At 69.1% G+C, this 17,696-nt stretch carries 15 protein-coding genes, 1 tRNA gene and 2 pseudogenes; 9 read left to right on the top strand and 9 right to left on the bottom strand.

The window, feature by feature from the left end; all coding sequences use genetic code 11:
- The first annotated feature begins 22 nt into the window (after window positions 1–22).
- Entirely contained in the window at window positions 23–1,030 is a 1,008-nt protein-coding gene (locus E4N63_RS15080) for a DMT family transporter (RefSeq protein WP_230240925.1), read from the top strand.
- Window positions 1,031–1,099: 69 nt separating this feature from the next.
- Here E4N63_RS15080 and E4N63_RS15075 read toward each other — a convergent pair whose 3' ends face one another.
- Complete coding sequence (locus tag E4N63_RS15075; protein WP_230240924.1) at window positions 1,100–1,774, bottom strand: class I SAM-dependent methyltransferase; 675 nt, start codon at window positions 1,772–1,774, stop codon at window positions 1,100–1,102.
- A gap of 66 nt (window positions 1,775–1,840) precedes the next feature.
- On the opposite strand from E4N63_RS15075, the gene E4N63_RS15070 reads away from it, so the two are divergent.
- Window positions 1,841–2,317 carry a MarR family winged helix-turn-helix transcriptional regulator gene (locus tag E4N63_RS15070; protein WP_221772592.1) on the top strand — a complete coding sequence of 159 codons (477 nt, stop codon included), beginning with the start codon at window positions 1,841–1,843 and terminating at the stop codon, window positions 2,315–2,317.
- A gap of 30 nt (window positions 2,318–2,347) precedes the next feature.
- Here the strand turns inward: E4N63_RS15070 and E4N63_RS15065 are convergent, their stop codons facing one another.
- Window positions 2,348–2,773 carry an ankyrin repeat domain-containing protein gene (locus E4N63_RS15065; protein ID WP_230240923.1) on the bottom strand — a complete coding sequence of 142 codons (426 nt, stop codon included), beginning with the start codon at window positions 2,771–2,773 and terminating at the stop codon, window positions 2,348–2,350.
- A 228-nt stretch (window positions 2,774–3,001) separates the two neighbouring features.
- Complete coding sequence (locus tag E4N63_RS15060; protein WP_230240922.1) at window positions 3,002–3,835, bottom strand: PIG-L family deacetylase; 834 nt, start codon at window positions 3,833–3,835, stop codon at window positions 3,002–3,004.
- Window positions 3,836–4,139: 304 nt separating this feature from the next.
- On the opposite strand from E4N63_RS15060, the gene E4N63_RS15055 reads away from it, so the two are divergent.
- The 4 genes from E4N63_RS15055 (at window position 4,140) to E4N63_RS15040 (ending at window position 8,050) form a co-directional block, all read left to right on the top strand.
- Entirely contained in the window at window positions 4,140–4,559 is a 420-nt protein-coding gene (locus tag E4N63_RS15055) for a hypothetical protein (protein ID WP_230240921.1), read from the top strand.
- 96 nt (window positions 4,560–4,655) lie between these two features.
- The gene (locus E4N63_RS15050; RefSeq protein WP_230240920.1) at window positions 4,656–5,018 is read left to right on the top strand and encodes a hypothetical protein; all 363 of its coding nucleotides are present in this window, start codon (window positions 4,656–4,658) and stop codon (window positions 5,016–5,018) included.
- Window positions 5,019–6,044: 1,026 nt separating this feature from the next.
- Window positions 6,045–6,548: a hypothetical protein gene (locus E4N63_RS15045; protein WP_230240919.1), complete on the top strand. Its 504-nt coding sequence runs from the start codon at window positions 6,045–6,047 to the stop codon at window positions 6,546–6,548.
- Window positions 6,545–8,050 (top strand): DNA sulfur modification protein DndB, encoded by a 1,506-nt coding sequence (locus tag E4N63_RS15040; protein ID WP_230240918.1) that lies wholly within the window; start codon window positions 6,545–6,547, stop codon window positions 8,048–8,050. Before E4N63_RS15045 ends, E4N63_RS15040 begins: the two co-directional genes overlap by 4 nt.
- A 207-nt stretch (window positions 8,051–8,257) precedes the next feature.
- On the opposite strand, the pseudogene E4N63_RS15035 reads toward E4N63_RS15040, so the two are convergent.
- A pseudogene (locus tag E4N63_RS15035) lies at window positions 8,258–9,633 on the bottom strand (IS1380 family transposase).
- A gap of 170 nt (window positions 9,634–9,803) precedes the next feature.
- Here E4N63_RS15035 and E4N63_RS15030 point away from each other — a divergent pair.
- Entirely contained in the window at window positions 9,804–10,280 is a 477-nt protein-coding gene (locus tag E4N63_RS15030; protein WP_308188695.1) for a tyrosine-type recombinase/integrase, read from the top strand.
- An 83-nt stretch (window positions 10,281–10,363) separates the two neighbouring features.
- On the opposite strand, the gene E4N63_RS15025 is transcribed toward E4N63_RS15030, so the two are convergent.
- Window positions 10,364–10,437 (bottom strand) — tRNA-Pro (locus tag E4N63_RS15025).
- 160 nt (window positions 10,438–10,597) lie between these two features.
- Window positions 10,598–11,530, bottom strand: coding sequence for a metallophosphoesterase (locus E4N63_RS15020; RefSeq protein WP_043464713.1), 933 nt, complete (start codon window positions 11,528–11,530; stop codon window positions 10,598–10,600).
- A gap of 177 nt (window positions 11,531–11,707) precedes the next feature.
- Between E4N63_RS15020 and E4N63_RS15015 the strand changes: the two genes are divergently transcribed.
- The gene (locus E4N63_RS15015) at window positions 11,708–12,175 is read left to right on the top strand and encodes a GatB/YqeY domain-containing protein (RefSeq protein WP_230240917.1); all 468 of its coding nucleotides are present in this window, start codon (window positions 11,708–11,710) and stop codon (window positions 12,173–12,175) included.
- Between the two features lie 106 nt (window positions 12,176–12,281).
- Here the strand turns inward: E4N63_RS15015 and E4N63_RS15010 are convergent, their stop codons facing one another.
- Window positions 12,282–14,519, bottom strand: a complete 2,238-nt coding sequence (locus E4N63_RS15010) for a transglycosylase domain-containing protein (protein WP_230240916.1) — start codon at window positions 14,517–14,519, stop codon at window positions 12,282–12,284.
- 377 nt (window positions 14,520–14,896) lie between these two features.
- On the opposite strand from E4N63_RS15010, the pseudogene E4N63_RS15005 reads away from it, so the two are divergent.
- Window positions 14,897–15,233 (top strand): annotated as a pseudogene (locus E4N63_RS15005) (WhiB family transcriptional regulator).
- Here the strand turns inward: E4N63_RS15005 and E4N63_RS15000 are convergent.
- Both E4N63_RS15000 and E4N63_RS14995 read right to left on the bottom strand, forming a co-directional pair.
- Window positions 15,215–16,639: an ArsA family ATPase gene (locus E4N63_RS15000; RefSeq protein WP_230240915.1), complete on the bottom strand. Its 1,425-nt coding sequence runs from the start codon at window positions 16,637–16,639 to the stop codon at window positions 15,215–15,217. The pseudogene E4N63_RS15005 and the gene E4N63_RS15000 sit on opposite strands and share 19 nt — an antisense overlap.
- Window positions 16,636–17,625, bottom strand: coding sequence for an ArsA-related P-loop ATPase (locus tag E4N63_RS14995; RefSeq protein ID WP_230240914.1), 990 nt, complete (start codon window positions 17,623–17,625; stop codon window positions 16,636–16,638). The genes E4N63_RS15000 and E4N63_RS14995 overlap by 4 nt, the downstream gene beginning before the upstream one ends.
- Window positions 17,626–17,696: the final 71 nt, after the last annotated feature.

Below are 17,696 nucleotides of genomic sequence, written 5' to 3'. Positions count from 1 at the left end.
ATGGACCGATGGAGGAAACGCTGTGAACAGCGGCACGCGGAGCCTGGTGGGCGGCGGGGCGCGGGTGGCCGTGCTCGCCCTGCTGTGGGGATCGACGTTCCTGTGGACGGAGCTGGCGCTGCGCGGGCTGTCGCCCCTTCAGGTCACCCTCGCCCGCTGCACGCTGGGCGCCCTCGTCCTCGTCGTCGCGGGACTCGCGACGGGCCGGCGGCTGCCGCGGGGACGCGCCGTCTGGCGGCACATCGTCATCGCCGCGCTCTTCTGCAACGCCCTGCCGTTCGCGCTGTTCAGCCTGGGCCAGCAGACCGTCGGCTCCGGCCTGGCCGGCGTCCTCAACGCGACCACCCCGCTCTGGTCCCTGACCCTCGGCCTCGTCCTCGGCACGGAACGCGGACCGCGCCCCGTACGCCTGGCCGGACTGCTGCTCGGCTTCGCGGGCACCGCCGTCATCTTCGCCCCCTGGCAGGACAACGGCCCCGTCGGCTGGGGCGCCCTCGCCATCGTCGCCGCCGCGGCGAGCTACGCCGTCGCCTTCACCTACATGGGCCGCACCCTCGTCGGCCGGGGCATCCCCACCCTCTCGCTCTCCGCCGCCCAGCTCACCGCCGCGACGGGCCTGGTCGCGTTCGCCCTGCCCGCCGGGGGCCTGGAAGCACCGGAGTTGGGCACGACGACGCTGATCGCGGTCGTGATCCTCGGCGTCTTCACCACCGGGATCACCTTCCATCTCACCTACCGCATGATCGCCGAGGAGGGCGCCACCAACGCCGCCGTGGTCGGCTATCTGCTGCCGGTGGTCTCCGTACTGCTGGGCGCGCTCGTCCTGAACGAGGACATCGGCCCGCGGGTGGTCATCGGCATGGTGGTCGTCCTGGCCGGGGTGGGGATGACGCGGCGGAAGGGGGAGCGGCAGGACGAGCGCACGGCCCCGGCGGCTTCCCGCACCGCGGCCGGAGAACACCGCGCGGACAACGGAGCCGTGGAGAACGCTGCGGCGAGCGCTTGCCGGCCGGGCTTTCCCGCTGGGTGAAGGAGGCCCGGGCGGCCGGCCCGTCCGCGCCCGGCGGTGGTGCCGGCGCCGTCTCGTCGCCGCGGACGGTCACGGCGTACCGGCCCGACGGGGGCGCTCGGCGGTGCCGAGGATGTGGGTGCTCGCGGGGGAGGGGAAGCCGCTCTCGGGGAAGGGGAACTTCTCCAGCGAGGTGACCGTGAACCCGGCGGCGACGACGGCCGCCCCGGTGTCGCGGCCGGTGTGGCAGCCGCCCGCCAGCAGGGGCCAAAGAGTGGCGTCCAGGGCCCGCTGGATACGGCGCATCCCGGGCGTATCGGCGCGTACGTGTTCGAAGAAGCGGAGCTGCCCGCCGGGGCGCAGGACCCGGTGGAGCTCGGCGAGGGCGGCGTGCGGGTCGGCCACCGAACACAGGGTGAGGCAGGCGACAGCGGCGTCGAACGAGCTGTCGGAGTACGGAAGTTGCTCGGCGACGGCGCCGACGACGTCCACCGGGACCGGTGCCGTGCGGGCGCTCAGCCCAGCCAGGGACCGCAGGCGCGGCTCGGGTTCGACGGCCACCACCCGCTGCACCCCGGGCGGGTAGTGGGCGAAGTTCAGCCCGTTGCCCGCGCCGATCTCGACGACCTCACCGGTGAGGCCGGACAGCAGGCGTTTGCGGTATTGCGTGATGCCGGCCCGGTCCAGGGCGGGCCCCGCGTACTTCGCGTAGACGCGGGCGAAGACCGGATGGCTTCTGGCCCGCGCGGCGGTCTGTGGGGTCATGGTGGGTCACCGTCCTGCTCGGCGGCAGTGTCTCGGGGCTACGATGGAGCGTGGAGGTGCTACATAGTGAAGCCACTTCACGATAGGCCCGGGGAGACCGCTTCCGCCAGCGCCTCGCTGAACCGGCTCTTCGAACTCGCCGAAGTGCTCGGCGCACTGATGGAGCGTGGCGTCGCCGAACGCGGACTGACCCGGGCCCGGGCCGGGCTGCTGTGGGCGCTCCTCCACCACGGACCGATGACGCAACGGGCCCTGGCCGCGCACCTGCGCGTCACCCCGCGCAACGTCACCGGCCTGCTGGACGCCCTCCAGGCCGACGGCCTGGTCGCCCGCGAGCCCCACCCGGACGACCGCCGCGCCACCCTGGTCACCCTCACGGAACCGGGCCGCACCCTGACCGCCGGCCTGCAAGCCGGCCGCGACGAACTGGCCACGCACCTCTTCGGCGACATACCGACGGCACAACTGACGGCCATCCAGGACGGCTTGGAGACGGTCATCGCCCGCCTGCGCGCCACGGACGAGGCAAGCCGCCGGGAGTGACGGGCGCGCGCATACTGCCGTGCGTGTGCGCTACCGAGACCGGGTTGCCCCCGCCGCGACGAGGAGACCGGCCGTCTCCGGGTGGGGGCCGGCGTCGGCCCACGCCAGCGGGGAAAGGCCGGTGCCGTGGTCCTCGCGCTGGTTCGGATCCGCGCCGTACGCCAACAGCTCCCGCACCGTCTCGGCGTGCCCCCAGCAGGCGGCTGCGCACAACGGCGTGCCCTCCGAGCCGGGTCCGCGGCTCTCGGTGTCGGGGGAGGCCCCGGCCGCCAGGAGCAGGCGAACGATGTCCGCGGCACCCTGCACGGATGCCGCGTAGAGAGGGGTGACGCCGTCGCCGTCCCTCCGCTCCGGATCGGCTCCGGCGCGCAGAACCGCCTTCACCTGGGCGGCATCACCCACGAGAACCGCTCCGAAGAGACGCCGGGAGAGCTTCTTCCGCTGCCGCTGGTTCATGAGGGCCGAGGGTAACGGCGGGGCCCGGGGCCGGGCACAAGGATTTCCCGCTCGATGACCACCCCCGGCACGGCCGCCACCGTCACGGCCGGAGTCTCATGCGGAGGCCCCAGCAGCCGAGGGAACGGCCGATTCCTGCCTGGTGCCGCTGATGAGACACCACGCATTGCCAACCGACCTGGTCACTATGGCACTGAGCTCTCCAGGGCTCCGCTCCGGATGAGTGGATCAGCGCAGTCCGGCGAAGAGATCGTTCTCGGGTACGGCCTCGCCGGTGGCGTCCTGGACACGTACGAAGGTCTCCATGCCCATCAACTCGGCGAACCTCTCCTTGCCCATCCTGAGGAAGAAGATGTTCTCGCCCTGACTGGCGTGCGCGGCCAGCGCGTCGAACTTCTGGGCGCTGAACGCGGTGGTGTCCACCCACGTGGTGATCTCATCGTCGGGGAGGCCGATCTCGGCCATCGCGGCGGCCTCGGCAGGATCCGGCTCCGGCATGTCCGGATGGAACTCGCGCATGATCTCGCCGAACCGCTGCATCCCCGAGCGGGGCATCGTGGTCCAGTACACCTTCGGTGTCAGCGCGGTCATCTCCAGCGCCGCCATCGTGATGCGGTTGGCCTGGATGTGGTCGGGGTGACCGTAGAAGCCGTTCTCGTCGTAGGTGACGACCACATCAGGTCGGTAGTGCCGCATGAGCTCCGCGAGTCGGGCCGCGCCTTCCTCCACGGGGGTCTGCCAGAAGGATCCGGGGGCGTCGTTGCTCGGCCAGCCCGTCATCCCGGAGTCGGCATAGTCCAGCATCTCCAGATCGCTGACCTTCAGGACGTCACAACTCGCCCTGAGTTCTTGACGGCGCATCAAGGCGACGGCCGCCGGATCGTGCCCGGGATCGCCCGGCTTGACACCCCCCGGTCCGTCACCGCAACCGCCGTCGGTACACGTCACGAGAACCGTGCGGATGCCTTCCGCCGCGTACCGCGCGAGGACCCCTCCGGTTCCGGTGGCCTCGTCGTCGGGGTGGGCGTGAACCGCCATGAGCGTCAAGGGCCGGTCAGTCATCGAGCAGTCCTCCTGCAGAAATACGTCTTGGTCCGAGTGCGCGGCGGGCGTACCGCGATCCCGGGGCCCGGATCCTGTCGGGGCAGACGACTTTGTGGTCTCCGAGTTCTTCGCCCGTGCAGCGCCCGTCCCTCGGTCGATGCAACAGTGCCGGCCGGACCCGCTGTTCCCGGCGTGGCCGTGCGTCTCAGCGCCGGGTCGGATCCATCCGGCACAAGGCGTGAGATTCCGACGCGAAACGTAAGAACCCACATGTCCATCCATCCACCGCCACAGGAGGACAGGAAAGATCTAGAAACGGCTGGTGAGCGGCTGCGCAGCGACAAACCTGCCGGACCCGGTGTACTGGGTCACCCCGCGTCATCCGGCCGGTGACGACGGTGTGCGCGCCGAGCGGATCGACGACACCCTGTCCGACCTCGACTGGCGCATGTGGCCCACCTTCATCGAGGACGCCGACCGCGTCCCGCCCTGGTGGGCCGGCAGGCGCGGGCGGACCCTGTTCCCGGCGCCCCGTACCTGTGGTGTGCCGGCTTCAGCGCCGGCGTCCCCCTTCGCAACCATCGCCCGGTCCAACTTTCCTTTGATGATTGAAGAGTTGTTCCATCCCTGCCCGGTCGGCGCGGAAAGTCACTGGGTGGCCGAGTCGACGCCGCTACGTCCGCCGGTACATCCCATACGCGGCCAGGAGATCGTCGGATCCAGTCCGAACTTGCGCCCATGACTGCTGACCCATTGCCCCCTGCACGCGGTGACCGGTGCCGTCAAGCGCGTGTCCCGCCTACTGTGGGGGAGTTGCCGAGAGGGGGTGGGGGGTTCGATGAAGCAGGGCGATGCCGAGTACCTGTCTGCGCTGGACGGGACGATGGAAATCCTTCGGCGCTGGGCACGACAGGGCCGTACCGACGGCTGGTACAAGTCCCTCAGCGAAGAACTGAAGGAGAAGGGGCACAATGTCCACTACCGCGGTCTGATCATCAGCCTCTTGCTGGGCGACGCTTGCCGACGAGACAGCCAGGGGCCGGAGCCGATGCTCTCGTCCATTGTGATTCTCAAGGCAACCGGCAGGCCCGCCAGCCAGTTCTTTGAGTTGGCCAAAGGAGCGCCGTTCTACCGGACGGCGGCGGAGTGGACCTGGGAGCAGGAGCGCTCTCGCGTCTTCGCGCGCTATCGCGAGCGCTGATCGGTATCGATGTCGCTGCCGGAGTGCTGCCGACGTAGCCTCGCATGACAGCCCAATATCTGACTCTTGCTGGTGATGGTGTGTCGAGATCACAGGGGCGACGGCATGCGTTTGAGCACATGCTTCCGGACCCACCGGGAGGGCGGGCGAGACAAGAAGCGACAGAAGAACTGGTGACTGGCTGAGGAAGTCGGAGGAGTCCGACGACCGCAGCTGGTCGATGGGCTCGGCGCAAGGAATACGGGAGCCGCCGGGGAGCCGCATCCCGAACTTGGCTCCCAAACGGCTCCCGAAACGCCCCCCGGAACCACTCAGGGGCCCGACCCGCGATGCGGATCAGGCCCCTGACCTGGTGTTTCTTCAGTCGGGGTGGCGGGATTTGAACCCACGACCTCTTCGTCCCGAACGCGATGAGGCCCCTTTGCGACCTCGTCTCGCGGTCGCTGACCTGCTCATTCAGCTCCAGTGCCGTTCACTACCGTCCGGGACAGTCCTGGCGTGGCTGCCTGGTTTGGCCCCCCGATTGGCCCCCGCCGGAGGAACATTTCCCCTGTTCAGGCATGGTCTGAGGGGGGTATCACGCAGTATCCGAATGACTCTGCATCTCGTGCTCCGCCTTGTCGCGGCCCGTTCCGGGAGCTCCCCACCCAGCTTGGGCCCGCTCAACTGACGGCCGGGATCTTCGACATGCCCCGTCAGAACCTTCGTTGACGACAGTCAGCCCCGATGGCGGGGAAGTCGACTGCACACAGCCCCAGTCCTCACCGTCCTGAGGCTGTCGCATGTCATTCGGTACCGACACCCTCCACGCTCCGATGAGTCTGGTCGCCGCGGGACAGAGCGGAGGCCCGCGGCGTCTGCGGAGGGTGGAGTACCGGGCGCAGTACTCACGCAGGCTGCCGGTCCATGTCCAGCCGTGCGTGCACGCTGCCGTCTCGGCGGTGCGGGTTCGCATCTCGGAGATTTGCTTGCGACTTGACGAGCTGTCAACTAACCTCTCTGAGGCAGGGTTGACGGAGGCGAGAGTTGGACGCAACGACGGGGGATCGGGTGCTGCATGAGCGCGAGTGCAGAGTGCGGGATTACTACGCTTCGGAACTGGCCCAGCACCGTCCGGGCGAGTTGCTTATCGCCCGGGAGAACAGTTACGACGGCACGGCCGTGCGCGGGGATATGCGCACCATTGACCGGAGCAACGTCACTCGCCTGTGGGAGTTCAAGATCAGTGCGAGTTACGAGGCGCTTGGGCAGATCCTGGTCTACGTGGCCATGGCGCGCCGGGCTGAGGAAGCCGCCGGCAACGACTGTTTGATCCGTGGCGTCATCGCAGCGTTCAACTTTCAGCCCGAGCTTCGCTACACCGTTGAGAGGATGAACCTTTCGATCGAGCTAGTCGATCTGCCTCCCGCCCTTGCTCACGCAGGTGGCATCCCGACCTTCGCAGAGCCCACATCGCTTCCCGTGATTCCAGGCCAGTCCGGGCTGCTCGCCTCGACGGGCGCCGAGCCCTCCCAGCAGGAGACGCCATGAGTACGCCGTTCATCAGTCAGCAGAAGCTGATCAACACCGACGAAATCCCTGAGGATGAGACATACGGGGGCCTGCGCATCCTGCGTGTCAGCTCGGACGAGGAGGCACGAGCCAACTTCGAGCAGCATCGCTACCGCTTCCAGCATGAGAGTGAGAAGCGGCACGCTATCCGCGGCACGCTGTGCCTTAAAGGTGCGGAGGGCGGGTACCGCATCTGCGTCACAGTCCATCCCAGCCTGCGGCAGTTTACGGACCTCGTAAGGTATAACCCTTCCGATCCGCCACGAGCTGTCGACTACGAGGCCAACGGCATGAAGGCCGCCCACCTCAAGACGCAGAGCGACTTCAAGGGCGCGAAGGCCGCCAACCGTGGTGACTTCAGTCGGTACATCTTGGAGGCCGTCCGCGGTGAGCGGGTCGCCTACCTGCCTACAGTCACCGGATGGCAGTCGGTCGAGGAGTTCGAGGAGGACCCTCAGCCCATTTTCGTCGCATTCGATGAAGCGAACCCGGCGGCCCTCTACGGCGAGATCTACCTGCCCAAACGGCCCATCATGCAGGCCGACGGACAGACCCAGACCGCCGCCCTCTTCGAGGCAGCGCAAAATCGTCTCGCTCTCCAGAATGGTGCACTTGACACCTTCTTCGTGACACTTGAGGTCGAACTAAAGGTTGACGTCGACGCGGCGGCCCAGAGTTTCGCAGATCGCAATGGACGCGGCACGAAGAAGAACACCAACCTGGTGGCGACCTTCGACACCTCGTCCGCCCTGGCCAAGCTGCGCAACCAGGCAGTCAAGGGCACCATCTTCGAGAACCGCGTCGCCGATGGCCGCAGTACGGGAGCCACGCTCACCGCGGTGCAAAATATCGTCGACGCATCGACGCTCGAGCAGATGCTGCTCAACGTGATCTCCCACGGCAACCGCAAGCGCGAGCACATCAAGCACCACCACATCGAGGCGGTGCTGCCGTACTGCCGTGAGTTCCTGCAAATGTTGGAAGGTCAATTCGGTGGTGCCTGGAACGACACCAAGCAGGCGGACACCTACCGACGGCTGTATGTCCATGGATGGGCATTCGCCCTCAAGGCCCTCGCACTGGCCTACAACCAGGTGCGGCGCGACAAACTCGGTCCGATCATGGACGCGATGCAGAAGGAGACTGCAACCGGAGACGATACGACTGAGCAGTTGGTGAAGAGGTTCACCGAAATCATCGGGGAACAGTCGGTGCCTACTCCGGCGGTGTCCTTTGACGAGTTCAAGCAGCGTCTGGCTGCCATTGACTGGCGGCGTGACCGCCGGCATTGGATTCGGATCACGGGTTGTCTGCAGGAGAAGAACGGCACCAAGAAGACGGTGAAGCTGAAGAGCACTGGGGAGACCGTCGTCGCAGCGGCAGCCTCGAACACCCCGGCGCACATCAGCCAGGTCGAGAACAAGATCCTCTCCGACACCTGGACCGAGCTCACTAGTGGCGAACCCGAGCCCATCAACTAGACACCCACGCCCCGGTCGGCGCTGATCTAGTAGCCGTCGGTCCCTAGCCTCGATCTTGCGTGACGGTCCGCCGACGAAGTCGGTGGACCGTTTTCGTTCTGAGGGGTGAGGTTGGGCAGGCTGCGGGCCCGAGTGTCGTCTCGGGTGGACGCCGGGTTCCACTGCTCCGGCTGGAGGATTTCTCTCGCAGACGGGTGGATCCGCTGGTCAGCCGGGGTTCGGCAGGAGTGCGAGCCGTTCGAGGGCGGCGGTGATGTGGCTGGTGAAGGGCCAGTGCCGGGCCAGGCGGAGGATCCGCCGGCGGCCGGTGGTCACCAGATGTCCCGCGGTGGCGAACAGGCGGAGTCGCAGGCGTCGGGGCTCCCAGAGTCTCGCCTTGCCGGTCAGAGCGAGCATCGGCATCCAGGCCAGCAGATCGAGAGCGATCTGCACGATCTCCAGCCAGATCCGGTTCTGGGCGGTGCGGTGCAGAGGAAGATTCCGCAGGCCGGTGGCCCGGGCGGCCCGGATCCGGTCCTCCGCGCGTGCCCGCAGCCGGTGACGGAGCTCGAGCTCGGCGATCGGCCGGTCGGCGGTGTTGGTGGCGAAACACGTCAGCCGCATGCCGTCCGCGTCCGTGAGCCTCAACTGTGCACCCGGGTGCGGCCGTTCCTTCCTGACGATCAGCCGCATGCCCTTGGGCCAGCCGTGAAGGACGTCGCCGGTGAGTTCGGCGACCCAGGCGCCGTCCCGGATCTCGCCGTCCGCCTCGACGGCCGCCGTCCAGGCCGAGGCCGGAATGCGCAGGACATGCTGGTGGATCGCATCGGTGATCACCATGCTGACCGAGTAGGACAGCCATCTCCCACGCTGGGCAAGCCAGGTCACGAAGTCGTGGGTGCCGCCCGCGGAGTCGGTGCGGATCAGGGTCCGGCGCCCGCGCCGGTACTTCTTCGGCAGCTGGACCAGGGCCAGCCGGGCGGCGGTGATGTGGTCGGATGCGGTGTTCGAGCCCGCGTTGCCCGGCCTGAGCAGACCGGCGACCGGCTCACCGGTGCCACCCTGCCCGTGGTCGACGAAGGCCATGAGCGGGTGATGCCCGTAGGTCCGCTTCCAGGTCGGGGCCGCGTCCTCCTTGTCCGAGTGCGCGACCACCAGCACCCCGTCGAGGTCAACGGTCACCGTCCCGTCCGCATCAGGCGCACTGCTGTCGGCCAGCTTCCAGACCCGCTCGCGTGCTTCGGCCCGCGCGGAGCGGATCGCCGCCAAAGCCTTCTCGCCGGAGCCGGTGAGGGTGTCGACGAGGCGGGAGACCGTCGGGTCGGAGGCGACCCGTCCGAACACGGCCGCTCGGCCCGCAGCATGCCGACGTCCGCTAGGCAGTCCCCGCCCAGCGCCACCGCCAGTGCGACGTCCAGCAGGATCTTCCCCGGATCGTGGACAGCCCGCGGCTTCCGCCACGGCGTCAGCGCCGCGGATATCGCGGTGTCCAAACCGGCCTTGCGGACGGTCTCGACCAGCAGCACGCCCCCGGCCTGCGAGACCACCGCCCGGCCGCCGCCCTCGATGCGGACACGCGGGTACGACCCGATACGCTTCTTCACCTGGAGAGTGCTTCTTTCCGTGCAGCCAACAGGACCCTCGACAAGTCCCATCGTTGCAGGTCAGGAGCACTCTCCGCTTATCTGATCAAGCCTCGGACGCCCCACCTCGTGAAAGCGCGAGGCTAGAGCCGAAAGACGGCATCCCGCCCCACGTCGCGGTGTGGCGCTCGGTGCGCAAGCACGGCGAGACGAAGACCAGGAGGAGCCGCCGGACCATCGCTCTACCGAAGCAGGTGGTGGACGTCCTCGAAGAGCACATGCGATGGCAGAAGCAGGAGCGGGCATCGAGAGGATTGGAATGGAGTCCGACCGGCCGCGTCTTCACGACCCGGAGTGGCGAGCCGCTTGATGCAGCCAACGTCCGGCGCGACTTCAAGGCCATCGTCAAGAAGGCCGGGCTGAAGCCGGAGTGGACACCGCGAGAGCTTCGCCGCAGCTTCGTGTCGATCCTGTCGGACAACGGGGTCCCGTTGGAGACCATCGCCCTCTTGGTCGGTCACAGCAGCCAGGCCACGACAGAGGCGGTCTACCGGAAACAGCTCCGGCCCGTGATCACGACCGGGGCCGAAGCGATGGATGGCATCTTCGCCAAAGATCAGGAAGAGGGGAGGGCGGAAGGCCGGCAAGAGGGCGACGCGGTGGCCTGATCAAATCCGTTTGGCCCCCCGTTCGGCCCCCGGGTATGCCAGAGGGCCTGGTGCAACTTACACACCAGGCCCTCTGACCTGTGTCGGGGTGGCGGGATTTGAACCCACGACCTCTTCGTCCCGAACGAAGCGCGCTGCCAAGCTGCGCTACACCCCGAAGCAACGAGCTCTACTTTAGCGGACCCGGAGCCACAGGAGAAATCCGATATCCGGGGGCGGTGCCGCGGTCGCCCAGGCCAGGGGCCCGGGGGACCGTCCAGGCCGTTCAGGCCGCTCATCCCGGGCCCCGCGGACCATCGGCCCGGCCGAGCGCCCGCTCAGTCCCGCCGTTCCACCAGCGTCAGCAGCGTCGCCTCCGGGGGGCAGGCGAAGCGGACCGGGGTGTAGCGGTTGGTGCCGCAGCCCGCCGAGACGTGGAGGTAAGCGGTGTTGCCGGCCGCACGGTGGGTGGAGAGGCCCTTCACGCGCTCGGTGTCCAGGTCGCAGTTGGTGACCAGGGCCCCGTAGAAGGGGATGCAGAGCTGCCCGCCGTGGGTGTGGCCGGCCAGGATCAGCGGGTAGCCGTCCGCCGCGAAGGCGTCGAGGGTGCGCAGATACGGGGCGTGGACCAGGGCGAGGGAGAAGTCCGCGTCCTGCTCCGGGCCGCCGGAGACCTCCTCGTAGCGGTCCCGCTTGATGTGCGGGTCGTCGAGGCCGGTGAGGGCGATCTCGATGCCGTTCAGCTTCAGCCGCCCGCGCGAGTTCGACAGGCCGACCCAGCCGGCGGCGTCGAAGGCGTCCCGCAGGCCCTCCCACGGGTTGCGGCGGACGCCGATCGCCGGATCGTTCTTGCCGTTCAGCCCGTGCTCTCCGCGGACCTTCTCCAGCAGATAGCGGCCGGGGTTGCGCAGCTTGGGCGCGTAGTAGTCGTTCGAGCCGAAGACGTAGGTGCCGGGGAACTCCATCAGCGGGCCGAGCGCGTCCAGCACCTCCGGCACGCCCTCCGGGTCGGAGAGGTTGTCGCCGGTGTTGACGACGAAGTCGGGCCGCAGCCCGGCCAGTTCGCGCAGCCAGCGCTGCTTCTTCCGCTGCCCGCCCACCATGTGGATGTCGGAGACCTGCAGGACGCGCAACGGCCGCATCCCGCGCGGCAGGACGGGCACCGTCACCCGCCGCAGCCGGAACGAGCGGACTTCGAAGCCGGCGGCGTAGGCGACTCCCGCCGCGCCGACTGCCGTGATTCCCAGAGGTACTGCGTATCGCGCGCGCATCCCTCCATGGTCGCAGAGCCGGAGGGATGCGGTGCGACGAGGCGGCCGGTGCCCGGCGGGCCCCAGGCGCCGACGGACGCGCACGGTGAGCCCGGGGCGAGTCCCGGGGCCGGTGAGCCGAGGGGGACGGGGCTAATGAGCTGGGCGGATCGGCGCCCCTCCTGGCACACTCACGGCATGACCACGCTCAAGAACCGCCTGCAGGAGGACCTCACCGCGGCCATCCGGTCCCGCGACGAGCTGCGCTCCTCCACGCTCCGGCTGACCCTCACCGCGATCACCAAGGAGGAGGTCTCGGGCACCTCCGCCCGCGAGCTCTCCGACGACGAGGTGCAGAAGGTGATCGCCCGCGAGGCGAAGAAGCGCCGCGAGTCCGCGGACGCCTTCGAACAGGGCGGTCGTACCGAGTCGGCCGCGCGGGAGAGGGCCGAGGGCGAGGTGCTGGCCGAGTACCTGCCGAAGCAGCTGTCCGACGAGGAACTGGTGGCGATCGTCGACGAGGCCGTGAAGGAAGCGGTGGCCGGCGGTGCCGAGGGCCCCCGGGCGATGGGCGCGGTCATGAAGATCGTCAACCCGAAGATCGCGGGCCGGGCCGAGGGCGGCCGGGTGGCGGCCGAGGTCAAGAAGCGGCTCGCCGCCGGCTGAGAGCCGGACAGCGGCCCCGCGCACCCGGACGGACGGCCCCGCTCCCCTCTCCCGCAGGAGGGTGAGCGGGGCCGTCCGCGTCGGATACGGGCCGGGCTGGGCCGGCTCAGCGGCGTCCGCCGGAGCCGTTCCCCGGGCCCTGGATGAAGCCCTCCGGGATGGAGAACGTCGGGTTCGGCTCGGCGCCTCCATCGCCACCGCCACCGATGAGACCGCCGTTGCCGCCGCCCGGGAAACGGCCGCGCGGCTTCCGGTCGTCCTCGTCCTTCTCCTTGTCGTCCTTCTTCGGCGGGTCGGCGATCGGCACCTCGACGAAGCCCGGCGCCTCCTTGCCCTCCAGCGCTCCCGCCATCGCGTCCCGCCAGATCGGGCCGGGGACCCCGCCACCGAAGACCTTGGGGTGGTAATCGCCGCCGATGGTGATGTCGATCATCTTGCGCTGGTGCTGCGGGTCGCCCACCCAGACGGCCCCGGCCATGTTCGGCGTGTAGCCCACGAACCAGGCCGCGTACCGGGAGTCGGTGGTACCGGTCTTGCCCGCGCTGGGCCGTCCGCTGAGACCGGCCTGGGTGCCCGTGCCGTCCTCGACAACGCCCTTCAGCAGGGTGTTGATCGTGTCGGCGGTCCGCTCGCTCATCGCCCGGGTGCACTTGCTCTTGGGGACGTCCAGGGACTTGCCGTTGGCGTCCTTGATCGACTCGATGGCGACCGGGGTGCAGTACGTGCCGCGGCTCGCGAAGGCGGCATAGCCGGCGGCCATGGTCAGCGGCGACATCTCCTGGACGCCCAGGGTGACGGACGGCACCTGCTTGAGCTCGTCACCGCCGGCCGGCTCGATGCCCATCTTCTCCGACATCTCGACCACCGGGCAGATGCCGATGTCGCTGATCAGCTGCACGTAGTAGGTGTTCACCGACTTCGCGGTGGCCTCCCGCATGCCGTACGGGCCGACCTCGGACTCGTTCTCGTTCGCGACCTTGGGCGGGTTCGCCGACGACCACTGGCCCTCGCACTTCGGCACCGGGCTCGGGTAGGTCATCTCGTACGGCGAGGGATACGACCGCGACGGGTTGACGCCCCGCTCGAGCGCGGCCGCCGCGACGATCGGCTTGTACGTCGAGCCGGGCTGGTAGCCCATGCCACCGCCCATGCTCTTGTTGACCGAGTAGTTGATCGTGGTCTCGTTCTTCGCGAGACCGTACGGCCGGGACTGGCCCATGCCGAGGATCTTGCCGGTGCCCGGCTCGACCAGCGAGACCGCGGCGGCCACCTCGTCGCTCTGGTAGACGTGCTCCTTGACCGACGCCTGCACGGACTTCTGGGCCTTGGGGTCGAGGGTGGTGCGGATGGTCAGCCCGCCCTCGTTCCAGCGCTTGCTCCGCTCCTCGCGAGTCCTGCCGAACTCCTCGCTGCCCAGGAAGACCTTGCGGACGTAGTCGCAGAAGAAGCCGGCGCCGTTCACGGCGGTGATGCAGCCGTTCTGCGGTTTGCTGACGTCGAGGCCCAGGTCCTTCTTCTTGGCCTCGGCGGCCTCGTCCTTGCTGACGTGGCCCTGCTCGGCCATCCGGTCGAGGACCAGATTGCGCCGCTTGAGCGCCTGGTCGCCGTTGGCCACCGGGTCCCAGCGGCTGGGCGACTGCACGATGCCGGCCAGCAGCGCGGCCTCCTGCAGTTCCAGATCCTTGGCGGACTTGCTGAAGTAACGCTTCGCCGCCGCCTCCACGCCGTAGGCCTGCTGGCTGAAGTAGGTGATGTTGAGGTAGTTCTCCAGGATCTTCTTCTTGCCGAGCTCTTCCTCGACCTGGATCGCGTACTTCAGTTCCTTGATCTTGCGCCCGAGGGTCTGCTGGGTGGCGGCCTCGAACTTCTCCTCGTTGTTGCCCGCCTCCTCGACGAAGACGTTCTTCACATACTGCTGGGTGAGCGTCGAGGCGCCCTCGGAGACCTCGCCCGACCGGGCGTTCTTGTTGAGCGCGCGGAGGATGCCCTTGAGGTCGATCGCACCGTGCTCGTAGAAGCGCTCGTCCTCGATCGCGACGATCGCCTTCCGCATGTAGGGCGAGATGTCCTTGAGCGGGACCACCGTGCGGTCGCGCGAGTAGACGGTGGCGATCAGACCGCCCTCGGAGTCGAGGATGCTGGTCTTCTGGCTCAGCGGCGGGCGTTTGAGGTTGGCGGGGATCTCGTCGAAGCCCTCGACCGAACCCTTGGCCACCAGTCCGAGCGCGCCGGCGGCCGGAAGCGCGATGCCGGCCAGCACGGCTCCGGAGAGCACACTGACACCGAGGAACTTGGCGGCCTGTCGCGAGGTCGAGCGGCCACCGCCGGGGCGCTTGTTAGCCATAGAGGCAGCCTACGTTCTCATTCGCCGGACAGGTACGCATCCCTTGGCCTAAGCTCATCACGAGCGTAACGACGCTGTCATCGCGTACTCTCTTCCGCTCCTTCGGGTGCGACATCTGTCATCAATGCGGACATGTACCCCCCGATCTCCGTCGGGGTGAGCCTGAACCACCCCCCTCTGACCGGGATTTCCGTGATGTCCCCGGCTCACTCCGTTGGGTGATCTGCCGCGTACGCATAGTCCGTTCGGGCCATTCAAGATTGGGCCCGCTGGGGGTGTTGCGCTCTGTCCACCTTCCGTAACGTCCTCAACTGGCAACGGTGAATATGCCGCTGCCGCCGTGGGGGAGCCTCGATTCGGGAGAGGACGGCGCCAGCATGGGCTGGGTAACCGACTGGAGTGCGCAGGCAGCCTGCCGCACTACCGATCCGGATGAACTGTTCGTTCAAGGAGCGGCTCAGAACAGGGCCAAGGCCGTCTGCACCGGCTGTCCGGTGCGCACGGAGTGCCTTGCCGACGCTCTGGACAATCGCGTCGAATTCGGCGTCTGGGGGGGGAATGACGGAGCGGGAGCGGAGAGCACTGCTGCGCCGGCGGCCGACGGTCACGTCCTGGCGCAGGCTGCTGGAGACCGCACGCGCGGAGTACGAGCAGAGCTCGGGCCTGCTGCCCGTGGAGCTCGAGGAGGCCGGTAACTACGCCGCCGCCGGCTGACCCGCCAACTGCTCCCCTATGGCACGCAGACCCGCCAGGTCGTGTACGTCACCGGGCAGTGCGGCCACCTCCGTCACCGGCACATCCGGGTGGACGGCGGTGAAGCGCTCCCGGGTGCGCTGCTCCCGGGCCAGGGTCCGCATGCGCTCGGCGTGCAGCCGCAGCAGCCTCGCGGCGAGCTGATCCGCCGTGGGTCCGTCCACCGTGTCCGCCGCCGCGGGCCGTGCCGTCGCCGGCTCGCCGGAGGCGCCGCCCTCGGCGGTGTCCGGGGTGGCGGGGGAGTCCGCGGGCCGGCCATCGCCGGGAACCGTCCCGGTGGAGTCAGCCTGCCCGCCGGCGGCGTCGGCGATGCGGCCGTTCTCAAGATTTTCCGACTCGTTCTCCGCTTCGAGCTGCTCCGCGGCGGCCAGGGCGCGCTCGGCGCTGATCCGGTCGGCCCCGCTGCCGTGCACCCGGTTCAGCACCAGCCCGGCCAGCGGCATCTTCTCGGCCGCGAGCCGCTCCACGAAGTACGCGGCCTCCCGCAGCGCGTCCTGCTCCGGCGCCGCCACCACGAGGAACGCCGTACCGGGCGCCTGCAGCAGCCGGTACGTGGCGTCGGCCCGGGTGCGGAAGCCGCCGAACATGGTGTCCATCGCGGCGACGAACGTCTGGACGTCCCGCAGCAACTGCCCGCCCACCAGCTTGCTGAGCGTGCCCGTCATCACCGACATACCGGCGTTGAGGAACTTCATCCCCGCCCGGCCGCCGACCTTCGCCGGCGCCATCAGGACCCGGATGAACTTGCCGTCCAGGAAGGAACCGAGCCGCTTGGGCGCGTCCAGGAAGTCCAGCGCGGACCGGCTCGGCGGGGTGTCCACGATGATCAGGTCCCACTCGTCGCGCGCCCGGAGCTGGCCCAGCTTCTCCATGGCCATGTACTCCTGCGTGCCCGCGAAGCCGGCGGAGAGCGACTGGTAGAAGGGGTTCGCCAAAATCGCCCGTGCGCGCTCGGGGTCGGCGTGCGCCTCGACGATCTCGTCGAAGGTGCGCTTCATGTCGAGCATCATGGCGTGGAGTTCGCCGGATGCCCCGGCTCCGGTCTCGCCGGCCTCGCCGGTGTCCCCGGCACCCCCGGCGGACAGTCCCTCCACCCGGCGCGGGATGTTGTCGAGGGAGGCGATCCCCATCGACTGGGCCAGCCGCCGGGCCGGGTCGATGGTGAGCACCACGACCCTGCGCCCGCGCTCCGCGGCCCGTACGCCCAGGGCCGCGGCCGTCGTCGTCTTCCCCACCCCGCCCGAGCCGCAGCACACGATGATGCGTGTCCCCGGGTCGTCCAGGAGGGCGTCCGTGTCCAGCCGGGGCACCGGCCCGTCGAGGACCGAGTGCCCGGTGGACTCCGGCCGCTGACGCTCGCCGCTCATCCGGCCACCCCCGGCACTCCCTGCTTCCGTATGTCCTTGGCCAGCCGGTAGAGACCGGCGATGTCCGCGCCCTCGTCCAGGAACTCCAGTTCGGGCGCGGGAAGTCCGAGACCGGCTATCTCCTTGCGCTGCTCCCGCTCCAGCCGGACCCGTACGACATGTTCCCGGGCCTGCTCCAGCAGCGGATCGACCAGCCGCTCGGCCAGCCCGCCGCGGCGTGCCCCGCCGAGACCGGCCCGGGAGAACGCCTTGGCGACCGCCGGGCGCTCGCCGTCCGCGGCCCGGCGCAGCTCCTCCTCGCCGAGCAGCGGCGGCCGCACCATGTTGATGAAGATCCCGCCCACCGGCAGCGAGGCGGCACGCAGCTCCGCCACCCCGTCCACCGTCTCCTGGACGGGCATCTCCTCCAGCAGCGTCACCAGGTGGACGGCCGTCTCGGGGGACTTCAGCACCCGCATCACGGCCTGCGCCTGGTTGTGTATCGGCCCCACCCGGGCCAGCCCGGCGACCTCGTCGTTGACGTTCAGAAAGCGGGTGATGCGGCCGGTCGGCGGCGCGTCCAGGATCACGTGGTCGTAGACGGGGCGGCCGTTCTTCCGCTTGCGGCGGACGGCCTCGCACACCTTGCCGGTCAGCAGGACGTCTCGCAGGCCCGGCGCGATGGTCGTGGCGAAGTCGATCGCGCCGAGCTTCTTCAGCGCCCGGCCGGCGCCGCCGAGCTTGTAGAACATCTGCAGATAGTCGAGGAGGGCCCGCTCGGCGTCCACGGCGAGGGCGAACACCTCGCCGCCGCCCGGACCGACCGCGATCTTGCGCTCCTCGTAGGGCAGGGCGTCCGTTTCGAAGAGCTGCGCGATACCCTGCCGGCCCTCCACCTCGACCAGCAGGGTGCGCCGCCCCTCATCGGCCAGGGCGAGCGCGAGGGCAGCGGCGACCGTGGTCTTCCCGGTACCGCCTTTGCCGCTGACGACGTGGAGCCTGCTCATGCAAGGGAGCCTAACCAGTCGGGGCCCGGGCTACGCACGAGCCCGGGTGTCGCAGGCATTACAGTCACCAC

The sequence above is a fragment of the Streptomyces sp. MNU89 genome (genome assembly GCF_020982505.1).
Classification (GTDB): Bacteria; Actinomycetota; Actinomycetes; order Streptomycetales; family Streptomycetaceae; genus Streptomyces; species Streptomyces xinghaiensis.
This window is presented reverse-complemented; position numbering and strand designations above follow the sequence as displayed.

Bases quoted from the DNA above. Each gene is read 5' to 3' on its own strand.
- E4N63_RS15075 (WP_230240924.1), bottom strand. From the start codon at position 1,774: ATGACCCCACAGACCGCCGCGCGGGCCAGAAGCCATCCGGTCTTCGCC.
- E4N63_RS15065 (WP_230240923.1), bottom strand. From the start codon at position 2,773: ATGAACCAGCGGCAGCGGAAGAAGCTCTCCCGGCGTCTCTTCGGAGCG.
- E4N63_RS15060 (WP_230240922.1), bottom strand. From the start codon at position 3,835: ATGACTGACCGGCCCTTGACGCTCATGGCGGTTCACGCCCACCCCGAC.
- E4N63_RS15050 (WP_230240920.1), top strand. From the start codon at position 4,656: ATGAAGCAGGGCGATGCCGAGTACCTGTCTGCGCTGGACGGGACGATG.
- E4N63_RS15040 (WP_230240918.1), top strand. From the start codon at position 6,545: ATGAGTACGCCGTTCATCAGTCAGCAGAAGCTGATCAACACCGACGAA.
- E4N63_RS15020 (WP_043464713.1), bottom strand. From the start codon at position 11,530: ATGCGCGCGCGATACGCAGTACCTCTGGGAATCACGGCAGTCGGCGCG.
- E4N63_RS15015 (WP_230240917.1), top strand. From the start codon at position 11,708: ATGACCACGCTCAAGAACCGCCTGCAGGAGGACCTCACCGCGGCCATC.
- E4N63_RS15010 (WP_230240916.1), bottom strand. From the start codon at position 14,519: ATGGCTAACAAGCGCCCCGGCGGTGGCCGCTCGACCTCGCGACAGGCC.
- E4N63_RS15000 (WP_230240915.1), bottom strand. From the start codon at position 16,639: ATGAGCGGCGAGCGTCAGCGGCCGGAGTCCACCGGGCACTCGGTCCTC.
- E4N63_RS14995 (WP_230240914.1), bottom strand. From the start codon at position 17,625: ATGAGCAGGCTCCACGTCGTCAGCGGCAAAGGCGGTACCGGGAAGACC.